The 26,146-nt window shown below is 68.1% G+C and carries 30 protein-coding genes; 19 read left to right on the top strand and 11 right to left on the bottom strand.

Annotated elements, in window-relative coordinates; all coding sequences use genetic code 11:
* Window positions 1–72 precede the first annotated feature (72 nt).
* The 10 genes from N6C22_RS00465 (at window position 73) to N6C22_RS00420 (ending at window position 5,987) form a co-directional block, all read left to right on the top strand.
* On the top strand, window positions 73–375 hold the full coding sequence (locus N6C22_RS00465; RefSeq protein ID WP_261648582.1) for a 30S ribosomal protein S24e: 303 nt from the start codon (window positions 73–75) through the stop codon (window positions 373–375).
* 3 nt (window positions 376–378) lie between these two features.
* A complete protein-coding gene (locus N6C22_RS00460; RefSeq protein ID WP_261648580.1) occupies window positions 379–513 on the top strand; it encodes a 30S ribosomal protein S27ae in 135 nt (44 codons plus the stop codon).
* Entirely contained in the window at window positions 514–2,109 is a 1,596-nt protein-coding gene (locus tag N6C22_RS00455; protein ID WP_261648578.1) for a bifunctional N(6)-L-threonylcarbamoyladenine synthase/serine/threonine protein kinase, read from the top strand.
* A gap of 55 nt (window positions 2,110–2,164) precedes the next feature.
* Window positions 2,165–2,452 (top strand): DUF211 domain-containing protein, encoded by a 288-nt coding sequence (locus tag N6C22_RS00450; RefSeq protein ID WP_261648577.1) that lies wholly within the window; start codon window positions 2,165–2,167, stop codon window positions 2,450–2,452.
* Complete coding sequence (locus N6C22_RS00445; protein ID WP_261648576.1) at window positions 2,453–3,031, top strand: VIT1/CCC1 transporter family protein; 579 nt, start codon at window positions 2,453–2,455, stop codon at window positions 3,029–3,031. It abuts the gene before it with no gap.
* A gap of 41 nt (window positions 3,032–3,072) precedes the next feature.
* On the top strand, window positions 3,073–3,345 hold the full coding sequence (locus N6C22_RS00440) for a DUF5808 domain-containing protein (RefSeq protein WP_261648575.1): 273 nt from the start codon (window positions 3,073–3,075) through the stop codon (window positions 3,343–3,345).
* A gap of 107 nt (window positions 3,346–3,452) precedes the next feature.
* On the top strand, window positions 3,453–4,106 hold the full coding sequence (locus tag N6C22_RS00435; RefSeq protein WP_261648574.1) for a helix-turn-helix domain-containing protein: 654 nt from the start codon (window positions 3,453–3,455) through the stop codon (window positions 4,104–4,106).
* 73 nt (window positions 4,107–4,179) lie between these two features.
* Window positions 4,180–4,746 (top strand): XTP/dITP diphosphatase, encoded by a 567-nt coding sequence (locus tag N6C22_RS00430; RefSeq protein WP_261648573.1) that lies wholly within the window; start codon window positions 4,180–4,182, stop codon window positions 4,744–4,746.
* Between the two features lie 193 nt (window positions 4,747–4,939).
* On the top strand, window positions 4,940–5,719 hold the full coding sequence (locus N6C22_RS00425) for an SDR family oxidoreductase (RefSeq protein WP_261648572.1): 780 nt from the start codon (window positions 4,940–4,942) through the stop codon (window positions 5,717–5,719).
* Between the two features lie 58 nt (window positions 5,720–5,777).
* Window positions 5,778–5,987 (top strand): hypothetical protein, encoded by a 210-nt coding sequence (locus N6C22_RS00420; protein ID WP_261648570.1) that lies wholly within the window; start codon window positions 5,778–5,780, stop codon window positions 5,985–5,987.
* An 8-nt stretch (window positions 5,988–5,995) separates the two neighbouring features.
* Here N6C22_RS00420 and N6C22_RS00415 read toward each other — a convergent pair whose 3' ends face one another.
* The 6 genes from N6C22_RS00415 to N6C22_RS00390 all read right to left on the bottom strand — a co-directional run bounded on the left by N6C22_RS00415 (window position 5,996) and on the right by N6C22_RS00390 (window position 11,621).
* A complete protein-coding gene (locus N6C22_RS00415) occupies window positions 5,996–6,463 on the bottom strand; it encodes a hypothetical protein (protein WP_261648569.1) in 468 nt (155 codons plus the stop codon).
* Window positions 6,464–6,601: 138 nt separating this feature from the next.
* Window positions 6,602–7,393, bottom strand: coding sequence for a hypothetical protein (locus N6C22_RS00410; protein WP_261648568.1), 792 nt, complete (start codon window positions 7,391–7,393; stop codon window positions 6,602–6,604).
* Entirely contained in the window at window positions 7,390–8,601 is a 1,212-nt protein-coding gene (locus tag N6C22_RS00405) for a PQQ-binding-like beta-propeller repeat protein (RefSeq protein ID WP_261648566.1), read from the bottom strand. The genes N6C22_RS00410 and N6C22_RS00405 overlap by 4 nt, the downstream gene beginning before the upstream one ends.
* A 58-nt stretch (window positions 8,602–8,659) precedes the next feature.
* On the bottom strand, window positions 8,660–9,595 hold the full coding sequence (locus tag N6C22_RS00400; protein WP_261648565.1) for an ABC transporter ATP-binding protein: 936 nt from the start codon (window positions 9,593–9,595) through the stop codon (window positions 8,660–8,662).
* On the bottom strand, window positions 9,592–10,572 hold the full coding sequence (locus tag N6C22_RS00395; RefSeq protein ID WP_261648564.1) for an ABC transporter permease: 981 nt from the start codon (window positions 10,570–10,572) through the stop codon (window positions 9,592–9,594). The genes N6C22_RS00400 and N6C22_RS00395 overlap by 4 nt, the downstream gene beginning before the upstream one ends.
* A 38-nt stretch (window positions 10,573–10,610) precedes the next feature.
* Window positions 10,611–11,621 carry a substrate-binding domain-containing protein gene (locus N6C22_RS00390; RefSeq protein ID WP_261648563.1) on the bottom strand — a complete coding sequence of 337 codons (1,011 nt, stop codon included), beginning with the start codon at window positions 11,619–11,621 and terminating at the stop codon, window positions 10,611–10,613.
* A 65-nt stretch (window positions 11,622–11,686) separates the two neighbouring features.
* Here N6C22_RS00390 and N6C22_RS00385 point away from each other — a divergent pair, with 65 nt between their 5' ends.
* Complete coding sequence (locus tag N6C22_RS00385; protein ID WP_261648561.1) at window positions 11,687–12,415, top strand: TOBE domain-containing protein; 729 nt, start codon at window positions 11,687–11,689, stop codon at window positions 12,413–12,415.
* Here the strand turns inward: N6C22_RS00385 and N6C22_RS00380 are convergent.
* Entirely contained in the window at window positions 12,377–13,255 is an 879-nt protein-coding gene (locus tag N6C22_RS00380; protein ID WP_261648559.1) for a dihydrodipicolinate synthase family protein, read from the bottom strand. The genes N6C22_RS00385 and N6C22_RS00380 overlap by 39 nt on opposite strands.
* Before the next feature lie 328 nt (window positions 13,256–13,583).
* Window positions 13,584–14,237 carry a TrkA family potassium uptake protein gene (locus N6C22_RS00375; protein ID WP_261648558.1) on the bottom strand — a complete coding sequence of 218 codons (654 nt, stop codon included), beginning with the start codon at window positions 14,235–14,237 and terminating at the stop codon, window positions 13,584–13,586.
* 311 nt (window positions 14,238–14,548) lie between these two features.
* On the opposite strand from N6C22_RS00375, the gene N6C22_RS00370 reads away from it, so the two are divergent.
* From N6C22_RS00370 to N6C22_RS00340, 7 genes are read left to right on the top strand one after another with little or no spacing between them, the layout of a single operon-like run.
* On the top strand, window positions 14,549–15,817 hold the full coding sequence (locus N6C22_RS00370; RefSeq protein ID WP_261648557.1) for an ABC transporter substrate-binding protein: 1,269 nt from the start codon (window positions 14,549–14,551) through the stop codon (window positions 15,815–15,817).
* Between the two features lie 6 nt (window positions 15,818–15,823).
* Window positions 15,824–16,843, top strand: coding sequence for a branched-chain amino acid ABC transporter permease (locus N6C22_RS00365; RefSeq protein WP_261648556.1), 1,020 nt, complete (start codon window positions 15,824–15,826; stop codon window positions 16,841–16,843).
* A complete protein-coding gene (locus tag N6C22_RS00360; RefSeq protein ID WP_261648554.1) occupies window positions 16,840–17,964 on the top strand; it encodes a branched-chain amino acid ABC transporter permease in 1,125 nt (374 codons plus the stop codon). The genes N6C22_RS00365 and N6C22_RS00360 overlap by 4 nt, the downstream gene beginning before the upstream one ends.
* The gene (locus tag N6C22_RS00355; protein ID WP_261648553.1) at window positions 17,961–18,779 is read left to right on the top strand and encodes an ABC transporter ATP-binding protein; all 819 of its coding nucleotides are present in this window, start codon (window positions 17,961–17,963) and stop codon (window positions 18,777–18,779) included. Before N6C22_RS00360 ends, N6C22_RS00355 begins: the two co-directional genes overlap by 4 nt.
* On the top strand, window positions 18,776–19,549 hold the full coding sequence (locus N6C22_RS00350) for an ABC transporter ATP-binding protein (protein ID WP_261648551.1): 774 nt from the start codon (window positions 18,776–18,778) through the stop codon (window positions 19,547–19,549). The genes N6C22_RS00355 and N6C22_RS00350 overlap by 4 nt, the downstream gene beginning before the upstream one ends.
* Window positions 19,546–20,052, top strand: coding sequence for an LUD domain-containing protein (locus tag N6C22_RS00345; RefSeq protein WP_261648549.1), 507 nt, complete (start codon window positions 19,546–19,548; stop codon window positions 20,050–20,052). The genes N6C22_RS00350 and N6C22_RS00345 overlap by 4 nt, the downstream gene beginning before the upstream one ends.
* On the top strand, window positions 20,049–22,229 hold the full coding sequence (locus N6C22_RS00340) for an LUD domain-containing protein (protein ID WP_261648547.1): 2,181 nt from the start codon (window positions 20,049–20,051) through the stop codon (window positions 22,227–22,229). The genes N6C22_RS00345 and N6C22_RS00340 overlap by 4 nt, the downstream gene beginning before the upstream one ends.
* 30 nt (window positions 22,230–22,259) lie before the next feature.
* Here N6C22_RS00340 and N6C22_RS00335 read toward each other — a convergent pair whose 3' ends face one another.
* The 3 genes from N6C22_RS00335 to N6C22_RS00325 form a co-directional block, all read right to left on the bottom strand.
* Entirely contained in the window at window positions 22,260–23,780 is a 1,521-nt protein-coding gene (locus N6C22_RS00335; protein ID WP_261648546.1) for an Hvo_1808 family surface protein, read from the bottom strand.
* A 56-nt stretch (window positions 23,781–23,836) separates the two neighbouring features.
* Entirely contained in the window at window positions 23,837–24,550 is a 714-nt protein-coding gene (locus N6C22_RS00330) for a hypothetical protein (protein WP_261648545.1), read from the bottom strand.
* 76 nt (window positions 24,551–24,626) lie between these two features.
* Window positions 24,627–25,664, bottom strand: coding sequence for an NAD-dependent epimerase/dehydratase family protein (locus N6C22_RS00325; protein WP_261648543.1), 1,038 nt, complete (start codon window positions 25,662–25,664; stop codon window positions 24,627–24,629).
* A 107-nt stretch (window positions 25,665–25,771) separates the two neighbouring features.
* Here N6C22_RS00325 and N6C22_RS00320 point away from each other — a divergent pair, with 107 nt between their 5' ends.
* The gene (locus N6C22_RS00320) at window positions 25,772–26,143 is read left to right on the top strand and encodes a hypothetical protein (protein WP_261648542.1); all 372 of its coding nucleotides are present in this window, start codon (window positions 25,772–25,774) and stop codon (window positions 26,141–26,143) included.
* Window positions 26,144–26,146 lie beyond the last annotated feature (3 nt).

Raw genomic sequence — 26,146 nt, 5'->3', positions numbered from 1 at the left:
ACCGGACACGAGACCCTTCACTTCGAAATCCTTTTACCCGCTACGAGGGGAAGTAACTGGTAACTGGATATCATGGACATCGACATCATCTCCGAAGAGGAGAACCCCATGTTGCACCGTACGGACGTTACGTTCGAGATGGTCCACGAGGAAGCGACTCCCTCGCGCCTCTCCGTCCGCGACTCCCTCGCGGCCAAGCTGAACAAGGACGCGGACGAGGTCGTCGTGCGCAAGCTCGACACCAAGTTCGGCATGCGCAAGACCGTCGGCTACGCGAAGGTCTACGACTCCGCCGAGCGCGCACAGGAGGTCGAGCAGGAGCACATGCTCGAGCGAAACAAGATCGTCGGCGCCGAAGAGGGCGAGGAGGCCTAAATCATGGCGCGCTACGAATACTACGACGAGGACGGCAACCCGACGAAAGAGCAGTGCCCGCGCTGTGGCGACACGTTCCTCGGCGACTACGGCGACCGCAAGCACTGCGGCAAGTGCTCCTACACCGAGTGGGAATAGATGCGAGTCCTCGGTATCGAGGGTACGGCGTGGTGTGCGAGCGCCGCGCTGTACGATACCGGGGCCGCTGACGACGCGGACGCGATTTTTATCGAATCGGACGCCTACCAGCCGGAGAGCGGCGGCATTCATCCGCGCGAGGCGGCCGAGCACATGCACGAGGCCATCCCGGAAGTCGTCGGGACCGTCCTCGAAGAAGCCGATGGCGACATCGACGCGGTCGCGTTCTCGCAGGGGCCAGGCCTCGGCCCGTGTCTTCGAACCGTCGGCACCGCGGCGCGCGCACTGGCCCAGACGCTCGACGTGCCGCTCGTCGGCGTCAACCACATGGTGGCCCACCTCGAGATCGGCCGCCAGCAGTCCGGCTTCGACTCGCCGGTGTGCCTGAACGCCAGCGGTGCGAACGCCCACCTGCTCGGCTACCGGAACGGCCGGTACCGGGTGCTGGGCGAGACGATGGACACCGGCGTCGGCAACGCCATCGACAAGTTCACCCGCCACGTCGGCTGGGCCCACCCCGGCGGCCCGAAGGTCGAACAGCACGCGCAAGACGGCGAGTTCTGTGACCTGCCCTACGTCGTCAAGGGGATGGACTTCTCGTTCTCGGGTATCATGAGCGCGGCCAAGCAGGCGTACGACGACGGTGTCCCGGTTGAAGACGTCTGCTTCTCCCTGCAGGAACACATCTTCGGGATGCTCACCGAAGTCTCGGAACGCGCCCTGTCACTCACCGGGAGCGACGAGCTCGTCCTCGGCGGCGGCGTCGGCCAGAACGCCCGACTGCGCGAGATGCTCGAATCGATGTGCGAGGAACGGGGAGCCGAGTTCTACGCGCCCGAGCCGCGCTTCCTGCGGGACAACGCGGGGATGATCGCGGTGCTGGGCGCGAAGATGGCACGGGCCGGCGACACGCTCCCCATCGACGACTCGGCGGTCGACCCGAACTTCCGGCCGGACGAGGTCCCGGTGACGTGGCGCGGCGCGGACGAGGACGTCCACGTCAGCCCGGAGGCGGGTGTGACGGTCCGCGGGGCCGAGGCCATCGTCGAGTTCGAGGACGACCGCGTCGTCAAGCGTCGCGTGCCCAAGGCGTACCGGCACGCCGAACTCGACGACAACCTCCGGCGCGACCGGACCGTCCTCGAGGCGAGATTGACGAGTCAGGCGCGCCGCGTCGGCGTCCCGACCCCCGTGGTCCGCGACCTCGACCCCGCCGAGTCGACCATCGTCTTCGAGTTCGTCGGCGAGAGCGACCTGCGCGAGGCACCCACCGAGGCGGCCGTTCGAGACGTGGGTCGCCACCTCGCGGCCATCCACGATTCGGGGTTCGTCCACGGCGACCCGACCACCCGGAACGTCCGGGTCGGGTCTCGCACCTATCTCATCGACTTCGGCCTGGGCTACCACACCGACCACGCCGAGGACTACGCCATGGACCTCCACGTCTTCGACCAGAGCCTCGTCGGCACGGCCGACGACCCGGAACCCCTCCGCGAGGCGGTTCGTGACGCGTACCGCGACGCGAGCGAGCAGGCCGACGCGGTGCTCGGACGGCTGGCGACCGTCGAGGGGCGCGGCCGGTACCAGTCGGGTTGAGCGCCGGAACCCGGGGTCGGACTGAAGGGCCTCCCCGTCGAACCGACAGGTAGCGATGCCTCCCATACGACGGCTGGTCCTGGACGTACTGAAGCCACACGACCCCAACGCAGTCCGGTATGCCAGGGGTGTTGGCGGCCTCGATGGCGTCGAGGGTGTCAACGTGGTGCTCGTCGAGACCGACCGCCAGGTCGAGACGGTGAAGCTCACCGTCGAGGGCCCCGACATCTCCTTCGAGACGGTCCGCGAGCGCGTCGAGGACCTGGGCGGGTCGGTCCACTCCATCGACGAGGTGGTGTGCGGGGAGCAACTCGTCGAACAGAGCGAGACACCACAGGATTAGATGAGCCGGATCGATGCCCTGCAGGCCGCGCTCAGGCGATCCTCGGTGCGGTCCATCTCCCGGCGCTACTTCGTCTCGAACGGGTTCGACGGGACGCTCACCAGCATCGGTGTCGCGACCGGCGCGTACCTCTCGGGCGTGCCCGACGGGCGGACCGTCGTGCTCGTCGGGGTCGGTGGCGCAGTCGGCCTGTGTACGTCGGGCGTGTGGAGCGTCTGGGAGATCGAACGCGCCGAGAAGCTGAGCCAGCGCCGCCAGCTCGAACGTGCCATGCTCCGGGACCTCGACGACACGCACCTCCAGCGCGAGGACCGCGCCGGCCGGGCGGTGAACGCCATCGCCAGTGGGATCGGGCCGCTGGTCGGGACGCTACTTCCGCTGGTCCCGTTCCTGTTCGAGGGGTGGCTGGTGTCGCTGCTGCAGGCGACGCTGCTTGCGGTGGCTGTCGGCGTCGGTCTCCTCTTCGCCTTCGGCGCGTACATGGGTTCCATCGCCGAACTCGACTGGACGGTGACCGGGATTCGGATGGCGCTCGCAGGCGTTCTCGTGGCCGTCGTGAACGTCCTGTTGCCGGGATGAGAGGAGGTACGTTTTTACCTACAACGGACGTAAAATTCAGTATGGCAGACAAGCCGAGTTCCGGTGAGATCCTTGGAGTTCCGTACAACTTCGAACGCCCCAGCCTGAGTCGGATGCTTTCGTCGTACTGGAAGCCGGGCAAGGGGATGCTCGTGGAGAAGCCGTTCGGTATCGGATATACGCTGAACCTCGCGAACTGGCGGTCGTGGGTCGTCCTCGCCGTCGCCGGCGGGATGCTCTGGATGGAGCGTGGCAAACAGAAGGGCGAGTCCGAGGCGGCAGACGAGCCCGTCGAAGTCGTCGTCGAGGACTGAACCCGGGGCTGACCGACGGTAGCGGTCGATTCCTTCGTCTTCGTTGCCAGCCGACACAGCGATGCGTGTGGTCGGGATTTACCTCCCAGCCGCGACCGGTTTTCAGCATGAAGTACCTCTCTGTCACGCTCTCGCACTCGGACGAGACGATCCATCCGATGCACGCGTTCGTCTGCGAGCACGGCGGGTACAGTGACTACCGGCTCGTCCACTGGAGCTTCGCGAACGACGAGGCGAACACGCTGCTCTTCCACGTCCGCGGCGACCGCGAGGCCTACGAGGAGCGACTCGCCCAGGTCGACTCCGTTCGGTCGTACGAGGTCGCGCCACTCGGCGGCGACCGGTTCTACGTCTACGTGCTCGACGAGCCGGGCGAGACCGGCCAGCAGATGCTCGAAGCGTTCTCGAAGCTGAGTCTCGTGGCGGTGCCACCGCTGTCCTACAACACCGACCGGACCGTCTCCTTCGGCATCCTCGGGGAACCCGATGCCCTGCAGGCCGCGATGGACGCGACGCCCGACGGTATCGACGTCTCTATCGACCGCCTCGGGAGCTACGACGCCGACCCCACGGCTGCGGGTGTTCCCATCACCGACCGCCAGCGCGAGGCGGTCCGGGCCGCCCAGCGAGTCGGCTACTACGACGTGCCCCGCGAGGGGTCGGTCGCGGACGTGGCGGACGAACTGGGCTGTGCGACCGGGACCGCGGCCGAACACCTCCGGAAGGCGGAGTCCGCGCTGCTGGGCGACCTCGACTGCTGACCCGGTCGACGCGACCGCCCCGTCACCGGACGCAACCGACGCCTCTTTGCCTGCTGCCCGCCGGCACTCGCACATGACGATTCGCTTCGTGACGAGCAACGAGGGGAAGGTGCGTGAGGCCTGTGAGTACCTCGGCACCGACGCGGTCGAGCAGGTGAACTACGACTATCTGGAGGTCCAGAGCGACGACCTCGCGGACATCGCAGCCCACGGGGCCCGCGAGGCCTACGAGCAACTCGACAGCGACGAGCCCGTGCTGGTCGACGACGCGGGCCTGTTCCTCGACGCGTTCGACGGCTTTCCGGGCCCGTACTCCTCGTACGTCGAGGACACCGTCGGCGTCGAGCGCGTCTACGAACTCACCGACCTCCAGGAGAACGACCGGGCGTACTTCCGGACCGTCCTCGCGTACTACGACGGCGAGGAGACGACCACCTTCGAGGGCGCAGTTCCGGGCCGCATCGTCGCCCCGCGCGGCGAGGGTGGCTTCGGCTACGACCCCATCTTCGAGCACGACGGGAAGACGATGGCCGAGATGAGTACCGAGGAGAAGAACGCCATCAGCCACCGGGGGCGGGCCCTCGCGAAGTTCGCGGACTGGCTCGCCAAGGAACCGGCTGAGCGGAAGGGGCCGCGCTAACCTTTTTATCGGAAGCCGGGGCCAATCGCGGCGTGACCTGACTCCCCGTCGCCCGGCGGCCGAGGCTGGTGCGTGGCGCACCGTCGGGCCGACTGCGAGCGCCGCCTGTTCGCCATTTGCTCGAGCCCACGGTCGAGTCGAACCGCCAGCCGGAACCCGAACCGGTTTCTGATATCGGCCCGCCCGTCCCGGTATGAACCGCGACACCGCTCTCGTCACCGGTGCCTCCTCGGGCATCGGCCGCGAACTCGCCCGCCAGTTCGCCCGCCACGGCCACGACCTCGTCCTCGTCGCCCGCCGGGAGGACGACCTCGACGCCGTCGCCGAGGAACTGGAATCCCGCCACGGCATCGACGCGGCGAGTATCCCGAAAGACCTCGACGACGAGGCCGCCCCGCAGGAGCTGTACGACGAGGTCCACGAGCGCGACCTCGACGTCGGCGTCCTCGTCAACAACGTCGGTATCGGAACGTACGGCCCGTTCTCGGAATCGGACCTCGGCCGCGAGCAGAGCCAGCTCCGGCTCAACGTCACCACGCTGGTCACGCTCACCCGACTGTTCCTCGACGACTTCACCGCGCGCGACCGTGGGAAAATCCTCAACGTCGGCTCGGTCGCCGGCTTCCAGCCCGGCCCGTTCATGGCCGGCTACTACGCCAGCAAGGCGTACGTCAACTCGTTCACCGAGGCCATCGCCGAGGAACTCCGGGATACGGGCGTCAACGCGACCGTGCTCTGCCCGGGGCCGGTCGACACCGAGTTCCAGGAGCGCGCCGGGATGCAGGACTCGGCGGTCGGGTCGACGTATATGCAGCCGGTCGAAGACGTGGCCAAGGCAGGGTACAAGGGTGTCATGAGTGGCAAGACCGTGGTGGTCCCCGGCCTGCCGATGAAGCTGCTCACGGTGATCGCTCGCGTCACCCCGCGGCCTATCCTCCGGCGTGTGGCTCGCCGGGTCAACAGCGACCGCTGATCGTTCCGCCAGCCCCGGAAACCGAACGGTTATATGCTCTAAAACAGCGCATGAAAACATGTCTGAAGAGACGCTGGTCCACCGCGTCGGCCCGAAGCGACTCGCGCTGTTCATGGCTGCCGGCGGTGCCATGGTTCTCGCATCGACGACGCTGTTCCTCGACGCCGGGTCGCTGGTCTACTATCTCGTTCTCGCCATGGTCCCAGTCGATCTGGTGCTCGCCTACGTCGTCCTGTCGCGGACGTTCGAGAAACAGCTGGAGGCGTAACCGCCTTCTCACTCCCGCGGGTCCACGTCGGGCCCGGGATACTCGTCGCCGACCACGGCCTCGTACAGGCTCTCCGGGTCGAACAGCCGCGCGAACGCGTCCGGGGGCCGGACGCTCAGAGACATGTGCTTGTTCATGCCCGCGCCAGCTTTCGCGCTGCCGAGGCCGCGGTCGAAGCTGAGCAGGTGGGCCGCCTCGCCGCGATAGGCAGACGCCAGCCCGGGGTGGTCGCTCGGCGGGTGCTCGACCGACTCTACGTCCTGCTCGATGCGGTCGCGCCAGTCGGCAGCCAACTCGGCGTCGGCCAACTCGGCGACGACCGCCTCGGCATCGTCGAGCAGGTGATCGCTCGCCACGAGCGTCATCCACGAGTGCGCGCGAACGTGGTCGAGCGCTTCGCGACTCGAGCCGTCACAGAGCAGGTCCGCGGCCAGCACGTCCGCATCGGCGACGACACGCGTGCTCGCCTCAGACATCGTCCTCGCGGTGGCGGCGGAGCGTTTCTCGGACGGTCTCCTCGTCCACGTCGTAGCTGTCGGCGCGCTCGAACAGCTCTGCCCAGGTCATGTCTGGGTGCAGGAGGCCGGACGTGAAAAGCAACTCGTCGGCGAGCGTCAGCGCTCCCACTGGTTGGTCGCGTGGACCGTCGCGAGCGCGTGTACCGGGCCGACGACGGCCGTCGCCAGGAGCGTCCCGACCGCGAGGGGGAGGTCGACTTCGAGCAGAGGAACCGGGCTCGCAAGGAGATGGGCCCCGAGGCCGAGGACGGTCACGAGGCCGAAGGTGAGCCGGTTGTGGCCAGCGGTCAGCGTCACCGACCGTCTCAGTGCGTCCACGACCGACCGGCCGCGGAGGAGCAGCACGGGGACCGGGTAGGTCCGCATCGCGACGACGAGCATCCCGAGGACGCCCAACAGCGTCGCCGGGAAGCCGATCCAGAGCGCCAGTCCGCCGACCACGCTCCCGAGCGTACCGACGGCGAGGGCGTAGCCGAGCAGTCGGCCGACCGGCCACCAGCTTCGGCTCGCCTTCTCGTCGAACCGGCTCACCACCAGTGCCATCGCGAGGACGCCGCAGGCGACGACGAGGACGTTCGCCGCGAGGGTGCTCGCCAGGTATGCTGGTTCGAGTCCGGGGAGACTCGTCGGCCACGACTGGACGACCCGGACCACGCCCGGGAACGAGCGTATCCGGACGTGAACCAGGCCGTTCGTCCCGGTCGTCTGCACGTCGACGGGCACGGGATCTGCGAGCCGGAACGTGTCGACTGTCGCGGTGACCACTCCGGCGAGGAGGTACGGCACGAGCAGCGTGGGGTCCTCCCAGATGTCCTCGATTGCGTCGCCGATGAGTCCCATGGTACCGCCGGAACGCTGTCCCTGGTCGGGCTGCTCGCCCGCGCTCATGTGGGCACCTCCAGCGCCAGGAGTTCACGGAGCGCCGGGACGTAGAGGCGTCTGTCGCTTGGCGTCGGGACCGCTAGCTGGTCCTCGGTCGGATTCGTCCACCGCCACCGCTCGGTTCCGTCCGTGACGTCCCGGGCGACGATGGTGTCGTAGTCGACCTGGTAGAGCGTCTCGCCCGCGACGACGGGCGGCCGGTCGTGTGAGCCCGCGGGCACCGACCAGCGTTGCTCGCCGGTTGCGGCGTCGAGCGCGACCAGTGCGTCGCTCGCTTCCTCCTCGGTGGAGACACCGACGAAGAGCGTCCCGTCGGCGAGGGCGGGTCGGGTTCCGTTACGAGCCGTCAGCGCCTGGCTCCACACCTCCTCACCCGTGGTCGTGTCCAGTGCGGCCACGTGCTCGCTGCGGGCGAGGTAGAGGCGCTCGTCGTCAGCGACGAAGCGGTTCCAGTCGACGAACCGGATGTCTCGCCGCACCCGCCAGCGTTCGGTCCCGTCGTGGTCGACCGCCACCACCACGTCTGCGAGGTTCCCTGCGAACACGGCGCCGTCGGCGACCACAGGTTCGTGCAGGCCGTTCTCGGCGGTGACGTGCCAGTGCTTCCGGCCGCTGCTGGCGTCGATGGCGACGAGGGAGTCGTCCCCCGAGACGGGCCCGGACCAGTATACCGTCCCGTCCGCGACGGCGGGGCCGGGCTCGTCCGCGCCAGCGGCGAACGACGGAAACAGTGATTCGCCCGGTGGCCCGGGGAACCGCCAGCGTTGGCGAAGGTCGCCTGGGACGGTACCCGACGGGTTCGCGCCGGTGACGGTCCCGGCACCCCCGAAGACCAGCGTCTCGTTCCGGTAGGCCGCCGTGGGCGCGACGACTGGTGCCGAAAACGTCGTCTCGGTGCCGCGGGCGCGGACGGTTCCGTCGGTCGCGTCGACAGCGAGAAACCCACCGTCGGGATGGTAGAGTGTCCCGTCGAACAGCGTCGCGGCCGCGTTCGGAGCACCGACGTGTTCGAGGTCGATGCGCCAGGCGACGCTTGGCTGTTCGCGAAGGTCGCCAACCGGGCTGTGGCCGGTTCTGGCGGCGTCGCTCCGTGGGTGGGTCCAGTCGCCGGGACCGGGGGCTGGCGGGTCGGCCTGGAGGGCACTGCAACCACTCAGTCCCACCGTCGCACAGCTGAGGAGGAAGCGGCGTCGGGAGGGGAACCAGTCGGTCATCGTCCGATATATATCGGCGAACAGATGTATTTCCGTCGGTGCTGGCCGCCGGAATCGACTACCCGTCGAGCCGGCTGCGGTGTGCTGCGGGCAGTCCCACCGCGACAGACTCACCGACCGTCGGCGGGTCCTGCACCAGCGCCTCGACCCTTGTCCCGCCCACATCGAGCGTCACCCGGGTCGCAGCCTCCTCACGGGCCGCCCGTTCGACGGTCCCGGTGTACTCCCCGTCGCCGATTCGGACGTGTTCGGGTCGGATCGCGACCGACTCGGCCTTCGAACCGACGAGGCCTCCGGGGAGCACGTTCGCGCCGACGAACCGGGCCACGAACGCGGTGGCTGGTCGCTCGAACACCTCTTCGGGGCTCCCGACCTGGACGACCTGCCCATCCCGCATGACCGCCACGCGGTCGGCCAGCGCCCGGGCGGTCGTCCGGTCGTGGGTGACGTACAGCGCCGTCACCTCGTCCAGTACGTCCGCGAGGTCACCCCGGAGGCTCCGGCGGGTCGGTGCGTCGAGTGCCGACAGCGGCTCGTCTAGCAGCAACACGTCGGGCTGGATGGCGAGGGCGCGCGCGAGGGCGACGCGCTGTTGCTCCCCGCCCGAGAGCGTGTCCGGATAGCGGTCGGCGAGGTCGGCCACGTCGAGGTCCGCGAGCAGGTCGTCGGGGTCGCCCACCTCGTCGTGGTACTTCGACCCGAAGTCGACGTTCTCGCGGGCGGTCATGTGCGGGAACAGCGCGTAGTCCTGGAACACGAAGCCGAAGTCGCGATGCTCCGGTGGGGCGTCACTGAGGTCGTGGCCGTGGCTCGCGACGGTTCCGTGGTAGCTGTGGTGGCCGCCGACGCATTCGAGGAGCAGGGTCTTCCCGCTCCCGCTGGGGCCGAGGACGACCAGCGTCTCGCCGGTCTCGACCGCCAGATCGGCGTCGACGGTGAACGGCTCGGCACCGGGGGCGGTGAACCGGGCCCGGACCGTGAAGTCGAGGCTCACGAGGCACCACCCAGCTGGCCGAAGCCGAGCCATCTGACGAGCAGGAATATCAGGAGCGAGAGCACGAGCAGGACGAACGCGACCGACCCGGACTGGTCGAGACCGGCCTGGTTGTACTGCTGGAAGATGTACACCGGGGCGTGCGTGCCGAGGACCGTGTCGAGCGCGGGCGGGTAGAAGAACTCGACCGTGTAGGCGACGACGGCGACCGCGCCGAACTCGCTGACACCGCGGGCCCACGCGAGGACGCCGCCGGTCGCGATGCCGCGCTTGGCGAGCGGGAGACTCACCCGGAGGAACGTGTCGGTCTGGGTCGCGCCGTGGCTCCGGGCAGCGTATTCGAGTCTGGGGTCGACCGCCTCGAAGGCGTCGCGGGCTGCATTGACCGCGAAGGGGGCGGCGACGAACGAGAGGGCGAGCACCATGCCGGCCATCGTGCCGAGGACGGAGACGCCCGGGAGGACGCCTCGGCGACCGAAACCGAACAGGATGAGGATGCCCGCGACCGAGTGCGGAACCACGAGGGGGAGGTCGACGAGGGCGGCGATGACCGCGTCACCGGGGAAGCCTCTGGCGAGCAGGTACGCCAGCGGGACGCCGAACAGCAGGGCGACGACCGCGGCGACCAGCGGCGCGTATATCGTCAGGTACAGCATCTGGTGGACGGCCGGGTCCGTGAGGGCGTCGGCGACGAGAGCGGGCTTCTGTCGGGCGACGAACAGCCCGAGTGGGAGGGCGAGCGCCAGCAAGAGGACCGTGCCGAGGGTCGCGGTGGCGAGGCCGAACCAGCCCCGGTCGCTGACGTACCCCAGCGTGGCGGCGCTGGCGAGCGCGAACGGGACGTAGAGCGTCGGCATGTCGAGGACGACGAGGCCAGCGAAGACGGCGAACTGGACCGTCGCAACGGCGACGGCGAGCGAGCCGCGGCCGAGCGTGTCGCTCATCGGGGCTGTCCCGGTTGCCGTCTGGTCTTCCATCGCCATCGAACAGGGAGTGTGGACTGAAGAACCCCGCGCTACAGTTCCAGGGGACCGAGGCTGGACTTCGCCTCGGCCATGCCCATGACGCTCTCCGGCACGTTGCTCTTCCCGCTCTCGGGGACGACCAGTGGCGAGACCGGCGAGAACCCGTTGTCCTCGAGGATGGCCTTGCCCTCGTCGCTGGCCATGAACTCGACCCACTGCGCGCCGAGGTCTGGGGTCTCCGCGACACCGGGAACGGTGATGCCGTAGGCGATGGGCGCGCCCGTGTAGGTGTTCCCGCCTGCTTCGACCTCGGCCTTCGCGTAATGCTTGGCGTGTTTCTGGTCCGCGACGGCGAGGTTGACGGCGGGCTGGAGGTCGATGACGTTCACGTCGTGGCTCGCGCCCGCGGACTTGTACTGCCAGGCGTAGTCGAGCTCGCCGGATTCGAGTTGGCCGATGAGCTCGGTCTCCGTGCCGGAGGGGATCTTCGACTGCTCGATGAGGGTGTCGCGGGTCGATTCGTCGTAGAGGCGCTCGCCCTCGAACTCGATGGCCCCGAGTTTCATCGCCATCCGGGAGCGGTAGCCGTTCGGGTCGACCGCGGGGTCGCTGTGGGCGAAGGTCACGTCGTCGCGGGCCAGTACCTCCCACCAGTTCTCGGTCGAGAACTCGTCGGCCCCCGTCGAGTCGTCGGTGTAGGCGATGGCCATCGAGTTGGTCGCGAAGATGCTGTACCAGTCGCCGTGGTCGGGTAGCATCATGTCGCGGATGAGCCGGAAGTCTGAGACGCCGAGTACCTCCGCCGACTTGCCCTGCTCGGTTATCTTCTTCGTCGACCCCACGGAGCCCTTCGCCTCGCGGACCACCTCGGCGTCGTGCTGTTGCTCGAACGGTTTCTCGGCGTCGCCGAAGGGTGCGGCGAGACTGCCAGCGTGGAAGATGGTCGCGGTGTCACCGCTGCTCCCGCCCGTGAACGACGAGATACACCCGGCGAGTGCTGCGGTCCCTGTCGCGGCCGCGCCGGCGAGGAACGTCCGGCGCGAGTAGCGTTGTTCCGACATAGATACAACGGTGTTTCGACGGGGGTGACATAACGGTTTTGCCGACGGGTCGCGGACGGGTGGGCATGGAGGGTGACTTCGAGGCAGGCCTGCGGTCGGGCGACGTGACCTTCGGAGCCGACGACGCGACGCTACTGCGGGCCATCGACGACGCGGGCTCGCTGAACCGGGCCGCGGACGACCTCGGTCGCTCGTACGCCCGGGCACTCGCCCGGCTCCAGTCGCTGGAGGGCGCGTTTGGGTCGCTGGTCGAGCGGACCCGCGGTGGGTCGGGTGGTGGCGGGAGCCAGCTCACCCCGCAGGCCAGGGACCTGCTCGCGCGCCTCCAGCGCCTCAGCGCCGAGTTCGCCGGGGTCGCGGAGGCCGACGAGACGGTCCTCGACGGTCGGGTCGTCGACCGCGACGGGGAACTCGGGACGGTCGAGACGGCCGTCGGCCGGCTGCGGGCACTGGTTCCCGCCGAGGCGACCGACGTGCAGGTCTGGCTCCGCGCGGACGCGGTGACGCTCCACGAGCCAGCCGACGCGCCCGCTGCCGGCGGCACCAGCGCCCGGAACCGGTTCGAGGGGACCGTGTCGGAGGTCGATGCCGGCCAGGCCATCGCCACCGTCACCGTGGACGTGGGCGCGGAGTCGCCGCTGTCGGCACTCGTGACGATGGACAGCGTGGCGCGACTGGGGCTGGAACCCGGCCGTCAGGTCGTCGTAACTGCGAAGGCGACGGCGACCCGGGCCGTGGCTGCACCCGCGGCCGATTCAGGTCCGGGCGTCGTCGAGCGCGCCGTCGACGAGTGAGGCGAGTGTCTCCTCGGCGTCGGCGTCGACCGGCGTGAAGGGACGGCGCGTCCTGCCGGCCGGTTGCCCACGGTGGCGCATCGCGGCCTTCAGCCCGGGGACGCCGTGTCCCGCCGTGACGGCGCGATTCAGTTCGACGAGCGACTGGTTCAGCTCGCGTGCACCCGCGATGTCGCCAGCCTGCTGTCGCGCGTACACCTCGCTGGCCAGGTCGGGGACGACGTTCGCCATCGCCAGGACGCCGCCGGCAGCACCGTACTCGAGGCCGGCAGCGAAGATGCTCCCGCTCCCGACGAGGACGTCGAAGTCCGCGTCGTCGGTCCGTGAGATGGTGCGCTGGAGCGCCTCCAGGCTCCCGCTGGAGTCCTTGATGCCCGCGATGTTGGGGTGGCTCGCCAGTTCGCCGACCGTCTCGGGCTGGAGCACCGTGTCGGTGTACTTCGGGACGCTGTAGAGGTAGATGGGGATGGCACTCGCGTCGGCCACGTCACGGTAGTAGTCGGCCATGGCCGCCTGGTCGTGCTGGTGGTAGAACGGGGTGACGACCAGGGCGGCGTCCGCACCCGCCTCGGCCGCGGCGGCGGTCTGCTCGCGGGTCTGGTGCAGCCCGGGGTGGCCGGTCCCCGCGAGCACGGGCAGGTCGGTCTCGTCGGCGACGACCTCGACCACCCGGGTCCGTTCCTCCGGTGTGAGCAGCGCCGCCTCGCTGTTCGACCCGCAGGGGACGATGAAGTCGACCCCCGCGTCGGTGACCCACGCGACCAGTTCTCGGAGCGCGCCCTCGTCGATGCTCTCGTCGTCGCTGAAGGGCGTCACGAGCGGTAGTCCGGTTCCTCGCATGGTCGCCACGACTCACCGCCCTGGCAAAAGTGTGGTCGCCCCGGCCAGCTGGGAACCGGCCCGTCGCAGATACCGGCACCGTCTGCAGGAACCACAGCCGTTCATACGGGGTCTGACGGGTGTCTGACGTAGTTTTATACTGTCTCCGCGGATGGCTGCAACCGGGTGCGCGGTCCGACGGCCTCGCGATCCCATCCTCACTCGGCGCGCACCCCGGCACACCGCTGTCTCTCCCCCCACAATCGCTCCTCTTCCCCCCTTTCCGGGACGACTCGACGGTCGTCACTGGGCGTTCGATATCCGACGAAAACGAGCCTGGCGCCTGCGTTCAGGCCGACAGTGCGTCTCGTACCTCACCGACGCGTTCGGTCTCGACGACGACGGCGAGCTGGTCTCCGGCCTCGATGCTCGTGGTCGGCATCGGGATGGTCAGGGACTCGTTCGCGTGGCCGTGGGCGTAGATGCGGGCCTCCTCCGGGAGGTCGACCTCGACGACGCGCTTGCCGACGAGCGGGGAGTCCGCCGGAATCTCGAACACGGAGAACTGGAGTTTCTCCGTGATGTCCGCGAGGACGTTGAAGTCGCCGCCGAGCATGGCGGTCTTCGCGCCTGCGGCCCCGAGGCGTTCGGGGTAGATGACCTCGTCCACGTCGTTGGCGTACTTCTCGTAGATGTCCTCCCGGTAGTCCTCGTCGATGCGCAAGACGGTACGGGCCCCGTGGTGTTTCCCGACCATGCAGGCGGTGAAGTTCACGTTCAGGTCGGGCGTGAGTGCGGCGATGGCGTCGGCGTCCGCGATACCGGCCTCTTCGAGAACGTCCTCCTCCTCGCCGTCGCCCTCGACGACGGTGAAGCCCTCTTTGCGTGCACGTTGGACCTTGTCGTAGTCGTTGTCGACGACGATTACCTCGTGACCCTCCTCCGCGAGGATGCGGCAGGTTCGGGTTCCGACGCGACCGTAGCCCACGATAACGAACTTCATGCGAGTGGCTACGACACCGGGGGGTAAAAAAGTGCGTCCGCCTCGGGCATCGGTTTCCCCCAGTGCGATTCTCGAACTCAGCAGGACGGATCGGCCGGCCTCGCGTCGTGCCGACGGTGTCGGCGGTGTCGGCGGTGTACCAAGCAGTCGTCTACAGTCTCTTGCCAACCGGTGAGAATTTGGCACTTTGTGGCAAACTAACACGGGTTCTGTGAGTTCTTGATTATTCCAGCCTTCGACCGTAAATTCATCGCCGGCGATACGGGAGACCACCATAGGTGCTTATACCAACGGGTTTGAAATGGATTGACATGGGTGGCACCAACAATCGCGGCACGGGAACGAGTAGACGTACTGCACTGAAGACCCTCGGCGCGGCCGGGGTCGCCGGCCTCACCGGACTCTCGGGCTGTCTCGGCGGCCTGGGTGGTGGCGGTGGTGGCACCGACACGTTGACAGTCGGCTACACGACCTCGCTGTCCGGCCCGTTCGCCGTGTTCGGCGAGTCGGCGCTCGACGGCGCGAAGATGGCGGTCGAGGACCTCAAGGACGAACTCGGCGTCGACATCGAGATCGTCACCGGCGACACGAAGCTCGAACCGAGCACCGGCGTCAGCCGGATGAAGAAGCTCGTCACGGAGGACGGCGCAGACTTCACCATGGGCGCGGTCTCCTCCAGTGTGGCGCTGAAGATGGGCGAGTGGGCCTCGCAGAACGAGGTCGTCTACTTCCCGACCGGCGCGCACAGTGACGCGCTGACGGGGAGCGGCTGTGGCAAGTACGTGTTCCGGCCGACGACCTCGAACTCGATGCTCGCGGCGACCATCGGCGAGGAGATGGCGAACCAGGCGGACAACTGGTACCTGCTGTACTCCGATTACTCGTGGGGCCAGACCGCCCAGGCGGCGGTCACGCGCATCCTCGAATCGCAGGGCAAGACCGTCGTCGGGAAGTCGGCGACGCCGTTCCCCAACGACGACTACGCGCCGTACCTCAACGAGGCGAAGTCTGCCGATGCGGACGGTATCGGCATGCTCGTCGCGGGGCTGGACCTGCGCAAGGCGACGAACCAGCTCCTCGCGAAGGGCATGCACGAGAACCACGTCCTCGCGATGCACCAGCTGGAGGACGCGGTGTACAACGACAAGAAGGCGGCCAGCGTGCTCGACGCGGCCGGTCAGGTCTGGGGTCCCGGCGTGGACAACAGCGCCAGCAACGACTTCGCGACCCGCGTCGCGGAGAACTCCGAGACCAGCCCCTACGTCCGGCACTACCTCGGCTACGTCGCGATGGACCAGGCGGTCCGGGCGGCGGTCCGGGCGGACTCCTCGGGTGCCGAGGAGATGCGCTCGGCCCTCGAAGGCCACGAGGTCACCTCGCCCGCGAAGGACATCAAGGGCGGCGAGAAGATGTACTGGCGCGAGGGCGACCACCAGCTCATCCAGCCGACGTTCAGCATGGAGGCGCTCCCGGAGAGCGACATGCAGGACGACCCCTACAAGCGCTGGTTCACCGCGACCAAGACGTTCGCGGGGGACGACGTGGCGCGTTCGGTGGCCGACACCGGGTGCTCGTTCTAACGGTCGATGAGCACGACACAACTCACGCGTGAGCGACTCGTGAACGTCTCGCCCGTCTGGTGGGTGGTCGGCGTCGTGACGCTCGTCCTGCTGGGCATCACGGCGGCGGTCGACCCGGGGCTGTTCATCGACCAGGCCATCGGTGGCCTCGTCTACGGGATGGTCCTGGTGCTCATCACGCTCGGGCTGTCGCTCATCCTCGGGCTGATGGGCATCGTGAACTTCGCCCACGGGGCGTTCTTCATGCTCGGCGCGTACGCCTCGTACTCGGTCGTCGTCACGCTGGGGCTGCCGTTCTGGGCGGCCCTCGTGCTCGTCCCCGTCTTCGTCGGGGTCGTCGGTGTGTTGCTCGAGATGACGGTCCTCAGGTACCTGTACGACCAGGACCCCATCGTCAGCCTGCTCGCGACGTTCGGCCTGACGATGATGATGGAGCAGGTCATCGAGAGCCACTGGGGCACCCAGCCGCTGGGCTACGACAAGCCCGGCCTGCTCGCGGCGAGCGTCGACCTCGGCCCGACGCAGGTGGGCGCGTTCCGCCTGTTCATCGTCGCGGTCGCGGTCGTCACGGTCGTCGCCGTCTACGCACTCATCTCGAAGACCGACTACGGCCTGACCGTCCGGGCCGGCGTGCAGGACGGCGAGATGACCGAGTTCGTCGGCGTGAACCTCCCGTTCCGCTTCACCACGATGTTCTTCGTGGGGGCGGCCATCGCGGGCCTCGCCGGCGCGCTCTATGCGCCCGAGTACACGATGAACACGACGATGGGCGAGACGTTCGTCATCCTCGCGTTCGTCGTGGTCGTGGTCGGCGGCGTCGGCAGCCTGTTCGGCAGCGTCGTCAGCGGCATCATCATCGGCGAGGCGCGTTTCCTCGTCCCGGCGATTGGCGACGCGCTGTCGGAGGTCACCGGTATCGGCGTCCTCGGGGCGGACATCGGCGGCATCGTGCCGTATCTGGTGATGGTGCTCATCCTGCTGGTCAGACCACGCGGCCTGTTCGGCGAGGAGGGGTTCCTCGAATGAGCGGCGAGACGGTCCACGGCGAGGCCGAACGCGACTCCGATTCCCTCGCCACCGCGAAGGCGCTGGCCCAGCGCTACCGCATCCCACTCGGCCTCATCGCGCTCGTGGTGCTGCTCAAACCACTCGTGTCGCTCCCGTTCCTGCTCGGGTTCGAGGCCATCGCGGCCACGATGCTCATCTGGATGCTGTACGTCGCGGCGTTCAACCTGCTGTTCGGGTACACGGGCTTGCTCTCGTTCGGGCACGCCATGTTCCTCGGCATCGGGATGTACGCCGCCGCGTTGGGCGTCTCCGGGCACGCGGGCTTCCCGGTGCTCGGGTTCCCCCTTTCGACAGTACTCGGGATGGTGCTCGCGGCTGGCCTTGGATATGGAATCGGCCGGCTCACGGTGCAAAAGGGCGAGATATACTTCGCCTTCCTGACGCTGGCGGTCGCCCAGGCCATCCACTTCACGGCGAACAAGAACCCCGGCGAACTCACCGGCGGCTCGAACGGTATCTCCCAGGGCGTCCTGCCCGGCTTCGTCGAGACGACCCGGGGGCGACTCAGTCTGCCCCTCCCGTTCGACATCGCGGGCTTCGGCTCGCTCGACTGGTACTGGTTCGTCGCGCTGGTGTTCCTCGCGGCGATGCTCGCGCTCTGGCAGATCACGCGCTCGCCGTTCGGGCGGTCGCTGGTGGCCATCCGCGAGAACGAGAACCTCGCCCGCGCGATGGGCGTGAACACCACGCGCTACAAGGTGCAGTCGTTCACCCTGAGCGCGATGTTCGCGGCCCTCGCCGGGGCACTGCTCTCCATCAACGACTTCGGGGCGTCACTGGAGACGCTCTCGGTCACCACGAGCGGTGACACCGTCCTGATGGCGGTGCTCGGCGGGGTCCGGTACTTCTTCGGCCCCATCGCCGGGGTGTTCCTCTGGCAGTTCGCCGAGGAGTTCCTCACCGACTTCGGGGTGCTCGACCTCGGTATCGTGAGCCTCGACCTCGCCGCGGACTGGCCGTTCTTCCTCGGTGGCATCTTCGTCATCGTGGTCGTGGCGGCCCCGCTCGAAGGCGTCTGGGGCTTCCTCACCGGTCGCATCTCTCGACTCGTCACGCGGGTCCGGGGTGATGCCGAATGAGCGGTGAAGCACCGGGCAAGATGGACGTCGACGTCGACCCGGCGGTCCCCAGAAGCGAGGCAGCCCTCGCCACCGACGGGCTCCGGAAGACCTTCGGCGAGGTGACCGCGGTCGACGACGTCTCGCTCGGCATCGAACCGGGCGAGCTCCGGGCCGTCATCGGCCCGAACGGGGCCGGGAAGACCACCCTGTTCAACTCCGTCATGGGCACCCTGGAACCGACCGCGGGGCGCATCTACCTCGACGGCACCGACATCACGGACGACCCGGAGTACGACCGCCCCCACCAGGGGCTGGCACGGTCGTTCCAGTCGAACGAACTCTTCGCCGACCAGACCGTCCTGGAGAACGTTCGCGTGGTCGCCCAGACCACCGAGCGCGGCGACTTCAGCTGGGACCTGTTCCGCGACCACCGCGAGGTCGGCGAGGACGCGGCCCGCGAGCACCTCCGGCGCGTCGGCCTCGACGCCGACCCTGACACGCTCGCGAAGAACCTGAGCCACGGCGACCAGCGCCGCCTCGGCATCGCCATGGCGCTCGCCACGGACCCGGACGTGCTGTTGCTCGACGAGCCGACCTCGGGGATGAGCCCGGACGCGACGAACGCGACCGCCGAACTCATCCAGTCGCTCCAGTCCGAGCTGGGGCTCACGCTCGTCCTCATCGAGCACGACATGGACGTCGTGCTCGCCATCAGCGACCGCATCAGCGTGCTCAACCGCGGGTCGATAATCGCGACGGGCACGCCCGAGGAGGTCCAGGCGGACGAACGAGTCCAGGACGCCTATCTCGGCGGCATCAGGGAGGAACTATGAGTTCTGACGCAGCCACACCACGCGACGACGCATCGGACGCAGATGGAGACGCGGCGGACGGGCCGGTCGTCCTCGACGTGGCCGGCCTCGAAGCCGGCTACGAGACGGGACAGGTGCTGTTCGGCGTCGACCTCTCCATCCACGAGGGCGAACTCGTCTCGTTGCTCGGCCGTAACGGCGCAGGCAAGACGACGACCATCCGGGCTATCATGGGCGGCGACGTGCCCGAGGTGACCAACGGCGACGTCCGCTACCGCGGCGAGTCCATCCTCGGGCTGGAGTCCTACCAGCGCGCGAACCGGGGCATCGCCATCGTCCCCGAGAAGCGACGCTGCTTCCCGCGGCTCTCGGTCGTCGAGAACATCCAGCTCGCGGTGAACACCGTCGACGACTCGCTGTCGGTGGACGCGGTCCTCGAGTTCTTCCCGGAACTCGACGACATGCGGGAGAAGCACGCCCGGAACATGAGCGGGGGCGAACAGCAGATGCTCGCCATCGCCCGGGCGCTGGCCGCGAACCCGGACCTGATGCTGCTCGACGAACCGTTCGAGGGGCTCGCGCCCTACATCGTCCGGCGTATCGAGGACATCATCGCGGACATCAACGACGAGAAGGGCGTGACCGTCTTCTTCGTCGAGCAGAACGTCGCGGCCGCGCTCGCCATCGGGTCGCGCCACTACATCCTCGACGAGGGCCAGATCGTCGCCGAGGTCAGCACGGACCGACTCCGAAAAGACGACGCCCTTCGGCAGACGTACCTCGGGGTATGAGTACGGGTATCACAGACGCGTTCACGGAGTCGGTCGCCGAGACCGGCGCGACAGTCGATGTCGTCCCTGCGGCGGACGCTGAATCCGCAATCGCGGCGGCGGTCGACGCGCCCGCTGTCGGGACACCGCTGCCGTTCGAGGGCGTCGGCCTCCCGGAGCCGGTTGGAACCGACCCCAGTCCGTCTGACCTCGCCGACGCGGAGACGGGTGTCACGCCCGCCCGCCTCGGTGTGGCCGCGCTCGGCAGCATCCTCATCCGGTCGACGCCCGAGGGCGACGAGCCGGTGAGCCTCTACCCGAACCGCCACGTCGCGGTCGTCGCGGCCAGCGCGCTCGTCGACGGGACCCGGGACGCGGTCGACTGGCTCGCCGACGAGTTTGAGTCCGGGCGCGATTCCTACGTGTTCGCGACCGGTCCGTCCGCGACGGCCGACATGGGTGGCCTCGTCGAAGGGGTCCACGGCCCGAACGAAGTACACGTCATCGTCATCGAAGACAGATGAGCACAGAACGAAGACGCAAGGCGGCGGAGATTCGTCACCTGCTCGACGCGGAGGGCCCGAACATCGGCCCGAGCGTCCAGGACAAGAACGAGAAGCGCTACGCAGCCATCGACCGCTTCGACGACTGGGAAGACAGTCGCGAGGCGGCACGGGCCATCAAGGAGGACGCCATCGCGAACCTCGACCACCTCATCGAGACGGTCCGGGAGTCGGTCGAGGCCAACGGCGGGACGGTCTACCTCGCCGAGGACGCGGCGGACGCGAACCGCTACGTCGAGGAAGTCTGCGAGCAGGAGTCGGCCGAGACGCTGGTGAAGTCGAAGTCGATGACGACCGAGGAGACCGAACTCAACGACGCGCTCGCGGACGCCGGGGTCGACGTGTACGAGACCGACCTCGGCGAGTTCGTCATCCAGCTCGCGGACGAGACCCCGAGCCACCTCGTCGGCCCGGCGCTGCACAAGTCCCGCGAGGAGATCGCCGACCTGCTCAACGAGGTGTTCGAGCCCGAGGAACCCCTGGAGACGGCCGAGGAGATGACGAAGTTCGCCCGGGACTACCTCGGCGAGCGCATCATGGAGGCCGACGTGGGCGTCACGGGCGCGAACTTCGTGATGGCCGAATCCGGCACCATCGCGCTCGTCACGAACGAGGGCAACGCCCGCAAGTGCGCGGTGACGCCCGACACGCACGTCGCGGTCGCGGGCGTCGAGAAACTCATCCCCTCTATTCGCGAACTCGGCCCCTTCATCGACATCATCTCGAAGGCGGCCACGGGGCAGGACATCTCGCAGTACATCTCGCTGTTCACCCCACCCACGGACTCGCCGACCTTCGACTTCGAGACCGACGAGCGCGGATTGGGCGAGGACCGCGAGTTCCACCTCGTGCTGCTCGACAACGGCCGCTTCGACATGCGCGAGGACGAACACCTGCGCGAGACCCTGTACTGCATCCGGTGTGGCGCGTGCTCGAACTCGTGTGGCAACTTCCAGGCCGTCGGCGGCCACGGGTTCGGCGGCGAGACCTATTCAGGAGGAATCGGCACCGGCTGGGAGGCCGGCGTCCACGGTCTCGACAGTGCCGCCGAGTTCAACGACATGTGCACCGGCTGTACCCGGTGCGTGAACGCCTGCCCCGTCAAGATCGACATCCCCTGGATAAACACGGTCGTCCGCGACCGCGTGAATCAGGGCGCAGATGCCGACGCATTCGACCACCTCGTCGACGGGCTGACGCCGGACGAGGAACCCGCTGGACTGGACCTCGGCAAGCGGTTGTTCGGCAACTTCGATTCTGTAGCCCGACTGGCGAGTGCGACCGCCCCCGTCTCGAACTGGGTGGCCGGTACCGACCCAGTCCGGGCCGGGATGGACCGGTTCCTCGGCATCGACCGCCGGCGCGAGTTACCAGAATTCCAGCGCGAGACCCTGGTAAAGTGGTTCGACTCGCGAGGACCGACGGTTCCGGCCGACGAGGCCGACCGCGAGGCCGTCCTCTATCCGGACCTCTACACCAACCACGTGCTGGTCGACCGCGGGAAGGCCGCGGTCCGGGCGCTCGAAGCCCTGGACGTCCACGTCAAGGTCCCGAAGATGGCCTCGTCCGGGCGCGCCCCGCTATCGCAGGGCATGGTTTCGACTGCAGAGGATCACGCCCACGAGGTGTACGCGAGCCTCGCCGAGCACATCGACGCGGACCGCGACGTGGTCGTGGTCGAGCCGTCGGACCTCGCGATGTTCGACCGGGAGTACGAGAAGTTCCTCGCGCCGAAGGCGTACGAGCGCCTCGCGGACGCGAGCTACGAGGTGATGGAGTACCTCTACGGACTCCTCGAGAACGGGGCCGATTCGAGTGCCCTGGAATCGCCACCTAGCGAGGTGGCCTACCACAGCCACTGCCAGCAGCGCACCCTCGGGCTGGAACCGTACACCGTCGCAGTGCTGGAAGACTGTGGAGCCAGTGTCCGCACCTCCAACACCGAGTGCTGCGGGATGGCCGGGAGCTTCGGCTACAAGTCGGAGTACTACGAGATGAGCATGACCGTCGGCGAGCCCTTGCGCGAGCAGTTCGCGGGCGAGGGAACGGTCGTCGCGTCGGGGACCTCCTGTACCGAGCAGTTAGGCGACCTGCTGTCGCAGGGGATTCGGCACCCGGTCGAGTTGCTGGTCCGGTAACTCAGGCGGTCGCCGTTGCGTTCATCGTTTTCAGTCCGCAGTCGCGTTCGCCGCCCCATCGCGAATCCCGTCCAGCGTCGAGGGGGCCGGGCCGTTCACGATGGTCACCTGTTTCCCGTCGACCGTCACCCGGAAGGCGTCGGCGAACGGCCCCTGAAGGATGAGGTACGTGTTCTCGTCGACCTGCTCTGCGTCGTGATAGCGAAGCAGTTCGCGGTAGGCGTCGGCGAACTCGCGGGCGTCGCTCTGCGAATCCCACGTCGTGTGCCAGACGTAGCCCGTCTGGTCGCCGTTCTGGTAGGCGTACAGCGTGTCGCCTGCCCAGCCGTCACTCGGGGGCAGGTCGTAGTCCAGCGGGTTCGAGCTGTTCACGGTCCCGTTCGCGTCCGTGTTGAGCAAGTCCTCGCGCGAGATCAGCGTCGCGTTCCGGTCGTCGTAGAGGGTGTACGCGAACATCGTGGCGATGCCGGCCTCGCCGAGGGTCGACCCCGGCGGCCCGACGTCGACGCGCTCCCACGCCTGGTTACTCCGGTCGGGTTCCTGCACCAGGTCCGAGTCGGCATCGAGGTCCTGCTCGATGACCTGCTCACTGGACAGCGGCGGGTCCTCGTACAGGTCGTCCACGCCCTCCCAGCCGTCCTCGGCGTAGATGTCGTGGACGAGTTCCTCGCCCTCGGCGTAGGGGAAGTACGAGAGCAGGTACAGGCCCATGTGGATAGAGGGGCCGTCGTCGGTGCTGGCTGCGGTCTCGCCGTCGCCGTCCTCGGCGGAGCCGCTGTCGCCACCGGTTCCATCGTCTTCCAGGCACTCCCAGTCCGTCGAACACCGCTGCTCGTATCGCCGGTCGACGAAGTTGGCGTCACCCTCGACCAGTGAGATGACCCCGCGAACCTGGTCGTCGTTCATGTTTCTCGGCACTGGGGTCGAGACGAGGACCTGCCGGAACTGGTAGGCGTGGTAGAGTTCCTGGGCCAGCGTCACCTCGTTGAGGCGCGCCGGATCGCTCTGGGAGACGATGACGATGCGGTCCTCCTGGGTGTCGTAGTACCCCTGCACGGTCGAGCCGCGGTTCTCGGACTGCTGCTGTTGGGCGTCGGCCGACTCGCCCACGAGGAACAGCGCCTCGTACCGGGCGGCCTGTTCGGCGGCCGCGGCCTGCTGTGCTGCTGACGCGCCGTCGCCGCTCCCGGCACTGGCCCCTGCCGCCGTCGAGTTCCGGTACTCGCTCCGGCTGACGAGTTCCACCGGGACTGGGCGCTCGAACTCCACGCCCCGGACCTGCTCGACGCGGGCCATCGCGCGGGCGACGACGGCGTCGAGTTCGGCGTCGCTGAGTCCGTCGGCGGTCGTGACGTTCAGTGATTCGTCGTACCAGAACCCGTCCTCCCAGCCCTGCTGGTCGGTCGTCGGGTTGGTGACGCTCGCGTTCTCGGCGAGCGAGTCGTTCACACCGAGGGTCCCCGACTCCTGTGCGCCGATGGGGACCGCATTGCAGCCGGCGAGGAGGACGACGAGGACGAGGGCGAGGCCGAGCGGGCCGAGCTGTCGCATTCCTCAGACGCTTGGGGTGGGGACGGTAAAAGCGGTGTGCCCCACGTGTGCTGCTCTCACTCCTCCGGCTCGGGGTGCCCGAACAGCGCGTCGAGCTCGAACAGCGGGACGATGTCGCCGGTGGCGTAGTCCCGGAGAAGTCGCTCCAGTTCCTGGAACGTCGCCGTCCCGGTGAGGCCGTTCTCGAGTCCTTCGACGTAGGCTTCGCCGAGCGCCACACCGATGTGTCTCCCCTGCATGACCTCGTCGGTGATGCCCATCCCCGCGAGGTAGCCGTCGTGGAAGTCGTACTCGGCATAGCGAACCTCGCCGGTGTCGATGTCCTCCCAGCGACAGAGCCGCTCCAGCTTGGGGAAGGTCGCGCGACCCCGGAGGCGGTCCTGGTAGGCCTCTCCCGCGTGCACGGCGAGGTCGACGTGGCCCGCAAAGAGCCGGTCGAGTTCGGCCTCGGCCTCGGGCCACGCGCCCGACTCGGCAACTTCGCTCGCCCAGTTCCGCAGGTGGATCTCGTCGAAGCCGGTCCCGTGGTAGGTCAGCGTGCGGTCGACTGGGCGGTCACCGACCCAGTCGAGCACGGTCTGCAGCACGTCGGCGGTGTGTTCGTCTTCCCACCCGCCTTCCCTGAGAAAGACCGCCGTCTCGGGCTCGTCGTCAGGCGAGGCCGCATAGCCCACGGCGACCGCCACGAGTTCGAAGTAGTCGGTGTTCTCGAAGTCGCGTGGCTTGCCGTGTGGACTCGCGGTCTCGATGTCGAGTGCCAGCGTTCCCATACCGGGGAGACTCGGGGCAGGTACAAAGCCGTGCTGTGTCCCGGTTTTTTTGGACTCCCCGACCGAGCGATCGTGGCTATCCAGACCGCGACGGCTTCGAGGACACGCCGCCGTCGTAGTCGCTCTCGACCGGTCCGAGGGCGTCGATCGCCGCCTCCTCGGCCTCGCGAGCCGGGCCCAGGTCGGTCCCGTCCCGCTCCGATTCCAGATGCTCCGCGACGGTCGTCTCGTAGGCATCCGAGAGGGGCGTCGAGTCCCAGCCGAGGGCGGCCAGCTTCTCGGTCGAGACGAGCATCGGTTCGTCCGTGAACAGCGGGAAATCCGAGGGAGATAGGTCGGTCGCGGCGAGTTCGCGCTCACTGGCGTACACGAACTTGACCTCGGTGTCGAGGGCCTCCGCGGCGAGTTCGAGCCAGCCCGCGAGCGTCGTCGCCTCGCGGTCCGCGACGTTGTACGCCTCGCCCGGTTCCCCGCGTTCGGCGACGATTCGGAGCGCTCGCCCAACGTCCGCGACGTAGGCCCGGTGCAGCAGGCTGTCGCCATCGCCGGGCACGAGCACCCGGTCGTATTCCTCCAACCGGTGCAGCCAGTAGTCGGTCCGCTGGGTGTAGTCGTGCGGGCCGTGCACCAGCATCGGGCGGACCGACATCGCGTTCACCCCACGGTCGGCGGCGTCGAACACTTCGCGGTCGCACTCGGCTTTCCGGGGCCCGTAACTCGCCATCGATTCGTCGGTCGCCTGTTCGGGCGTGCACTCGCACAGGGGTATCTCGTCCTCGCGCATCGGAATCGGCTGTTCACCGTAGGCCGACCCGGAGGAGACGAACACGTACGCATCCACGTCGGCGAAGACCTCGGTCGCGGTCGCTATCTGCTCGGGGAACATCCCGACGAAGTCGATGACGATGTCGGGGTCGACCTCGTCGCGGGCGGCTTCGAGGGCGGCGCGGTCGTTCCGGTCGCCCTGGTAGTTGCTGACCCCGTCGGTGTCGGCGAAGGGGTCCGTGGCCTTCCCACGTGAGAAGGTGGTCACCGTGTAGTCGTGTGCGAGCAGTTCCGAAACGGTGTGGCGACCGATGAAGCGGGTACCACCGACGAGCAGGGCGCGTGGCATGGGGTGTATCGGTTCGGAAACACGATAACCGTGGTGCCGGTCGGCTGCTGGCTCCGGCCTGCTGCTCCCTGCAGAAGAGACTTACCGGAATGCTGTCCAGTTCTCGTATGGCTCGCCCAGCCCTCCCACTCCTCGCACTGGTCGTGGCCGTCGCCCTCGCCGGCTGTCTCGGCGGGTTCACGGCCACGAACACGGGTACACCGACGACGGACCCGCCAACGACCACCCCACAGACCACCGTCACCTACGGCACCGACTGTCCCTACGTCCTCTACATCGACTCCGCGACCGCCGAGCAACGGAACGAGACCGACACCGTCCGGCAGTTCAGGGACCTCTCCGAGCGCGAGCAGGAGCTGTTCGAGCAAGCCCTCGAGAACGGGAGCGTCGAGTCGGACAGCCTGCCAGACCTGTGGAGCAGTCCCGGACTCGTCGCCTACCAGAACGAGACGTACTACGCCGTCGCGGCGGTCTGCTGAAAG

The organism is Haloarchaeobius sp. HME9146, assembly GCF_025399835.1.
GTDB lineage: Archaea > Halobacteriota > Halobacteria > Halobacteriales > Natrialbaceae > Haloarchaeobius.
This window is presented reverse-complemented; position numbering and strand designations above follow the sequence as displayed.

Excerpts from the sequence above, each read along its gene's own strand:
- N6C22_RS00415 (WP_261648569.1), bottom strand. The coding sequence starts at position 6,463 with ATGTCTGAGGCGAGCACGCGTGTCGTCGCCGATGCGGACGTGCTGGCC.
- N6C22_RS00325 (WP_261648543.1), bottom strand. The coding sequence starts at position 25,664 with ATGCCACGCGCCCTGCTCGTCGGTGGTACCCGCTTCATCGGTCGCCAC.
- N6C22_RS00340 (WP_261648547.1), top strand. The coding sequence starts at position 20,049 with ATGAGCACAGAACGAAGACGCAAGGCGGCGGAGATTCGTCACCTGCTC.
- N6C22_RS00420 (WP_261648570.1), top strand. The coding sequence starts at position 5,778 with ATGTCTGAAGAGACGCTGGTCCACCGCGTCGGCCCGAAGCGACTCGCG.
- N6C22_RS00380 (WP_261648559.1), bottom strand. The coding sequence starts at position 13,255 with ATGCGAGGAACCGGACTACCGCTCGTGACGCCCTTCAGCGACGACGAG.
- N6C22_RS00445 (WP_261648576.1), top strand. The coding sequence starts at position 2,453 with ATGAGCCGGATCGATGCCCTGCAGGCCGCGCTCAGGCGATCCTCGGTG.
- N6C22_RS00455 (WP_261648578.1), top strand. The coding sequence starts at position 514 with ATGCGAGTCCTCGGTATCGAGGGTACGGCGTGGTGTGCGAGCGCCGCG.
- N6C22_RS00435 (WP_261648574.1), top strand. The coding sequence starts at position 3,453 with ATGAAGTACCTCTCTGTCACGCTCTCGCACTCGGACGAGACGATCCAT.
- N6C22_RS00365 (WP_261648556.1), top strand. The coding sequence starts at position 15,824 with ATGAGCACGACACAACTCACGCGTGAGCGACTCGTGAACGTCTCGCCC.
- N6C22_RS00345 (WP_261648549.1), top strand. The coding sequence starts at position 19,546 with ATGAGTACGGGTATCACAGACGCGTTCACGGAGTCGGTCGCCGAGACC.
- N6C22_RS00355 (WP_261648553.1), top strand. The coding sequence starts at position 17,961 with ATGAGCGGTGAAGCACCGGGCAAGATGGACGTCGACGTCGACCCGGCG.
- N6C22_RS00410 (WP_261648568.1), bottom strand. The coding sequence starts at position 7,393 with ATGAGCGCGGGCGAGCAGCCCGACCAGGGACAGCGTTCCGGCGGTACC.
- N6C22_RS00335 (WP_261648546.1), bottom strand. The coding sequence starts at position 23,780 with ATGCGACAGCTCGGCCCGCTCGGCCTCGCCCTCGTCCTCGTCGTCCTC.
- N6C22_RS00425 (WP_261648572.1), top strand. The coding sequence starts at position 4,940 with ATGAACCGCGACACCGCTCTCGTCACCGGTGCCTCCTCGGGCATCGGC.
- N6C22_RS00375 (WP_261648558.1), bottom strand. The coding sequence starts at position 14,237 with ATGAAGTTCGTTATCGTGGGCTACGGTCGCGTCGGAACCCGAACCTGC.
- N6C22_RS00360 (WP_261648554.1), top strand. The coding sequence starts at position 16,840 with ATGAGCGGCGAGACGGTCCACGGCGAGGCCGAACGCGACTCCGATTCC.
- N6C22_RS00390 (WP_261648563.1), bottom strand. The coding sequence starts at position 11,621 with ATGTCGGAACAACGCTACTCGCGCCGGACGTTCCTCGCCGGCGCGGCC.
- N6C22_RS00450 (WP_261648577.1), top strand. The coding sequence starts at position 2,165 with ATGCCTCCCATACGACGGCTGGTCCTGGACGTACTGAAGCCACACGAC.
- N6C22_RS00320 (WP_261648542.1), top strand. The coding sequence starts at position 25,772 with ATGGCTCGCCCAGCCCTCCCACTCCTCGCACTGGTCGTGGCCGTCGCC.
- N6C22_RS00350 (WP_261648551.1), top strand. The coding sequence starts at position 18,776 with ATGAGTTCTGACGCAGCCACACCACGCGACGACGCATCGGACGCAGAT.
- N6C22_RS00465 (WP_261648582.1), top strand. The coding sequence starts at position 73 with ATGGACATCGACATCATCTCCGAAGAGGAGAACCCCATGTTGCACCGT.
- N6C22_RS00460 (WP_261648580.1), top strand. The coding sequence starts at position 379 with ATGGCGCGCTACGAATACTACGACGAGGACGGCAACCCGACGAAAGAG.
- N6C22_RS00370 (WP_261648557.1), top strand. The coding sequence starts at position 14,549 with ATGGGTGGCACCAACAATCGCGGCACGGGAACGAGTAGACGTACTGCA.
- N6C22_RS00395 (WP_261648564.1), bottom strand. The coding sequence starts at position 10,572 with ATGGAAGACCAGACGGCAACCGGGACAGCCCCGATGAGCGACACGCTC.
- N6C22_RS00430 (WP_261648573.1), top strand. The coding sequence starts at position 4,180 with ATGACGATTCGCTTCGTGACGAGCAACGAGGGGAAGGTGCGTGAGGCC.
- N6C22_RS00405 (WP_261648566.1), bottom strand. The coding sequence starts at position 8,601 with ATGACCGACTGGTTCCCCTCCCGACGCCGCTTCCTCCTCAGCTGTGCG.
- N6C22_RS00440 (WP_261648575.1), top strand. The coding sequence starts at position 3,073 with ATGGCAGACAAGCCGAGTTCCGGTGAGATCCTTGGAGTTCCGTACAAC.
- N6C22_RS00385 (WP_261648561.1), top strand. The coding sequence starts at position 11,687 with ATGGAGGGTGACTTCGAGGCAGGCCTGCGGTCGGGCGACGTGACCTTC.
- N6C22_RS00330 (WP_261648545.1), bottom strand. The coding sequence starts at position 24,550 with ATGGGAACGCTGGCACTCGACATCGAGACCGCGAGTCCACACGGCAAG.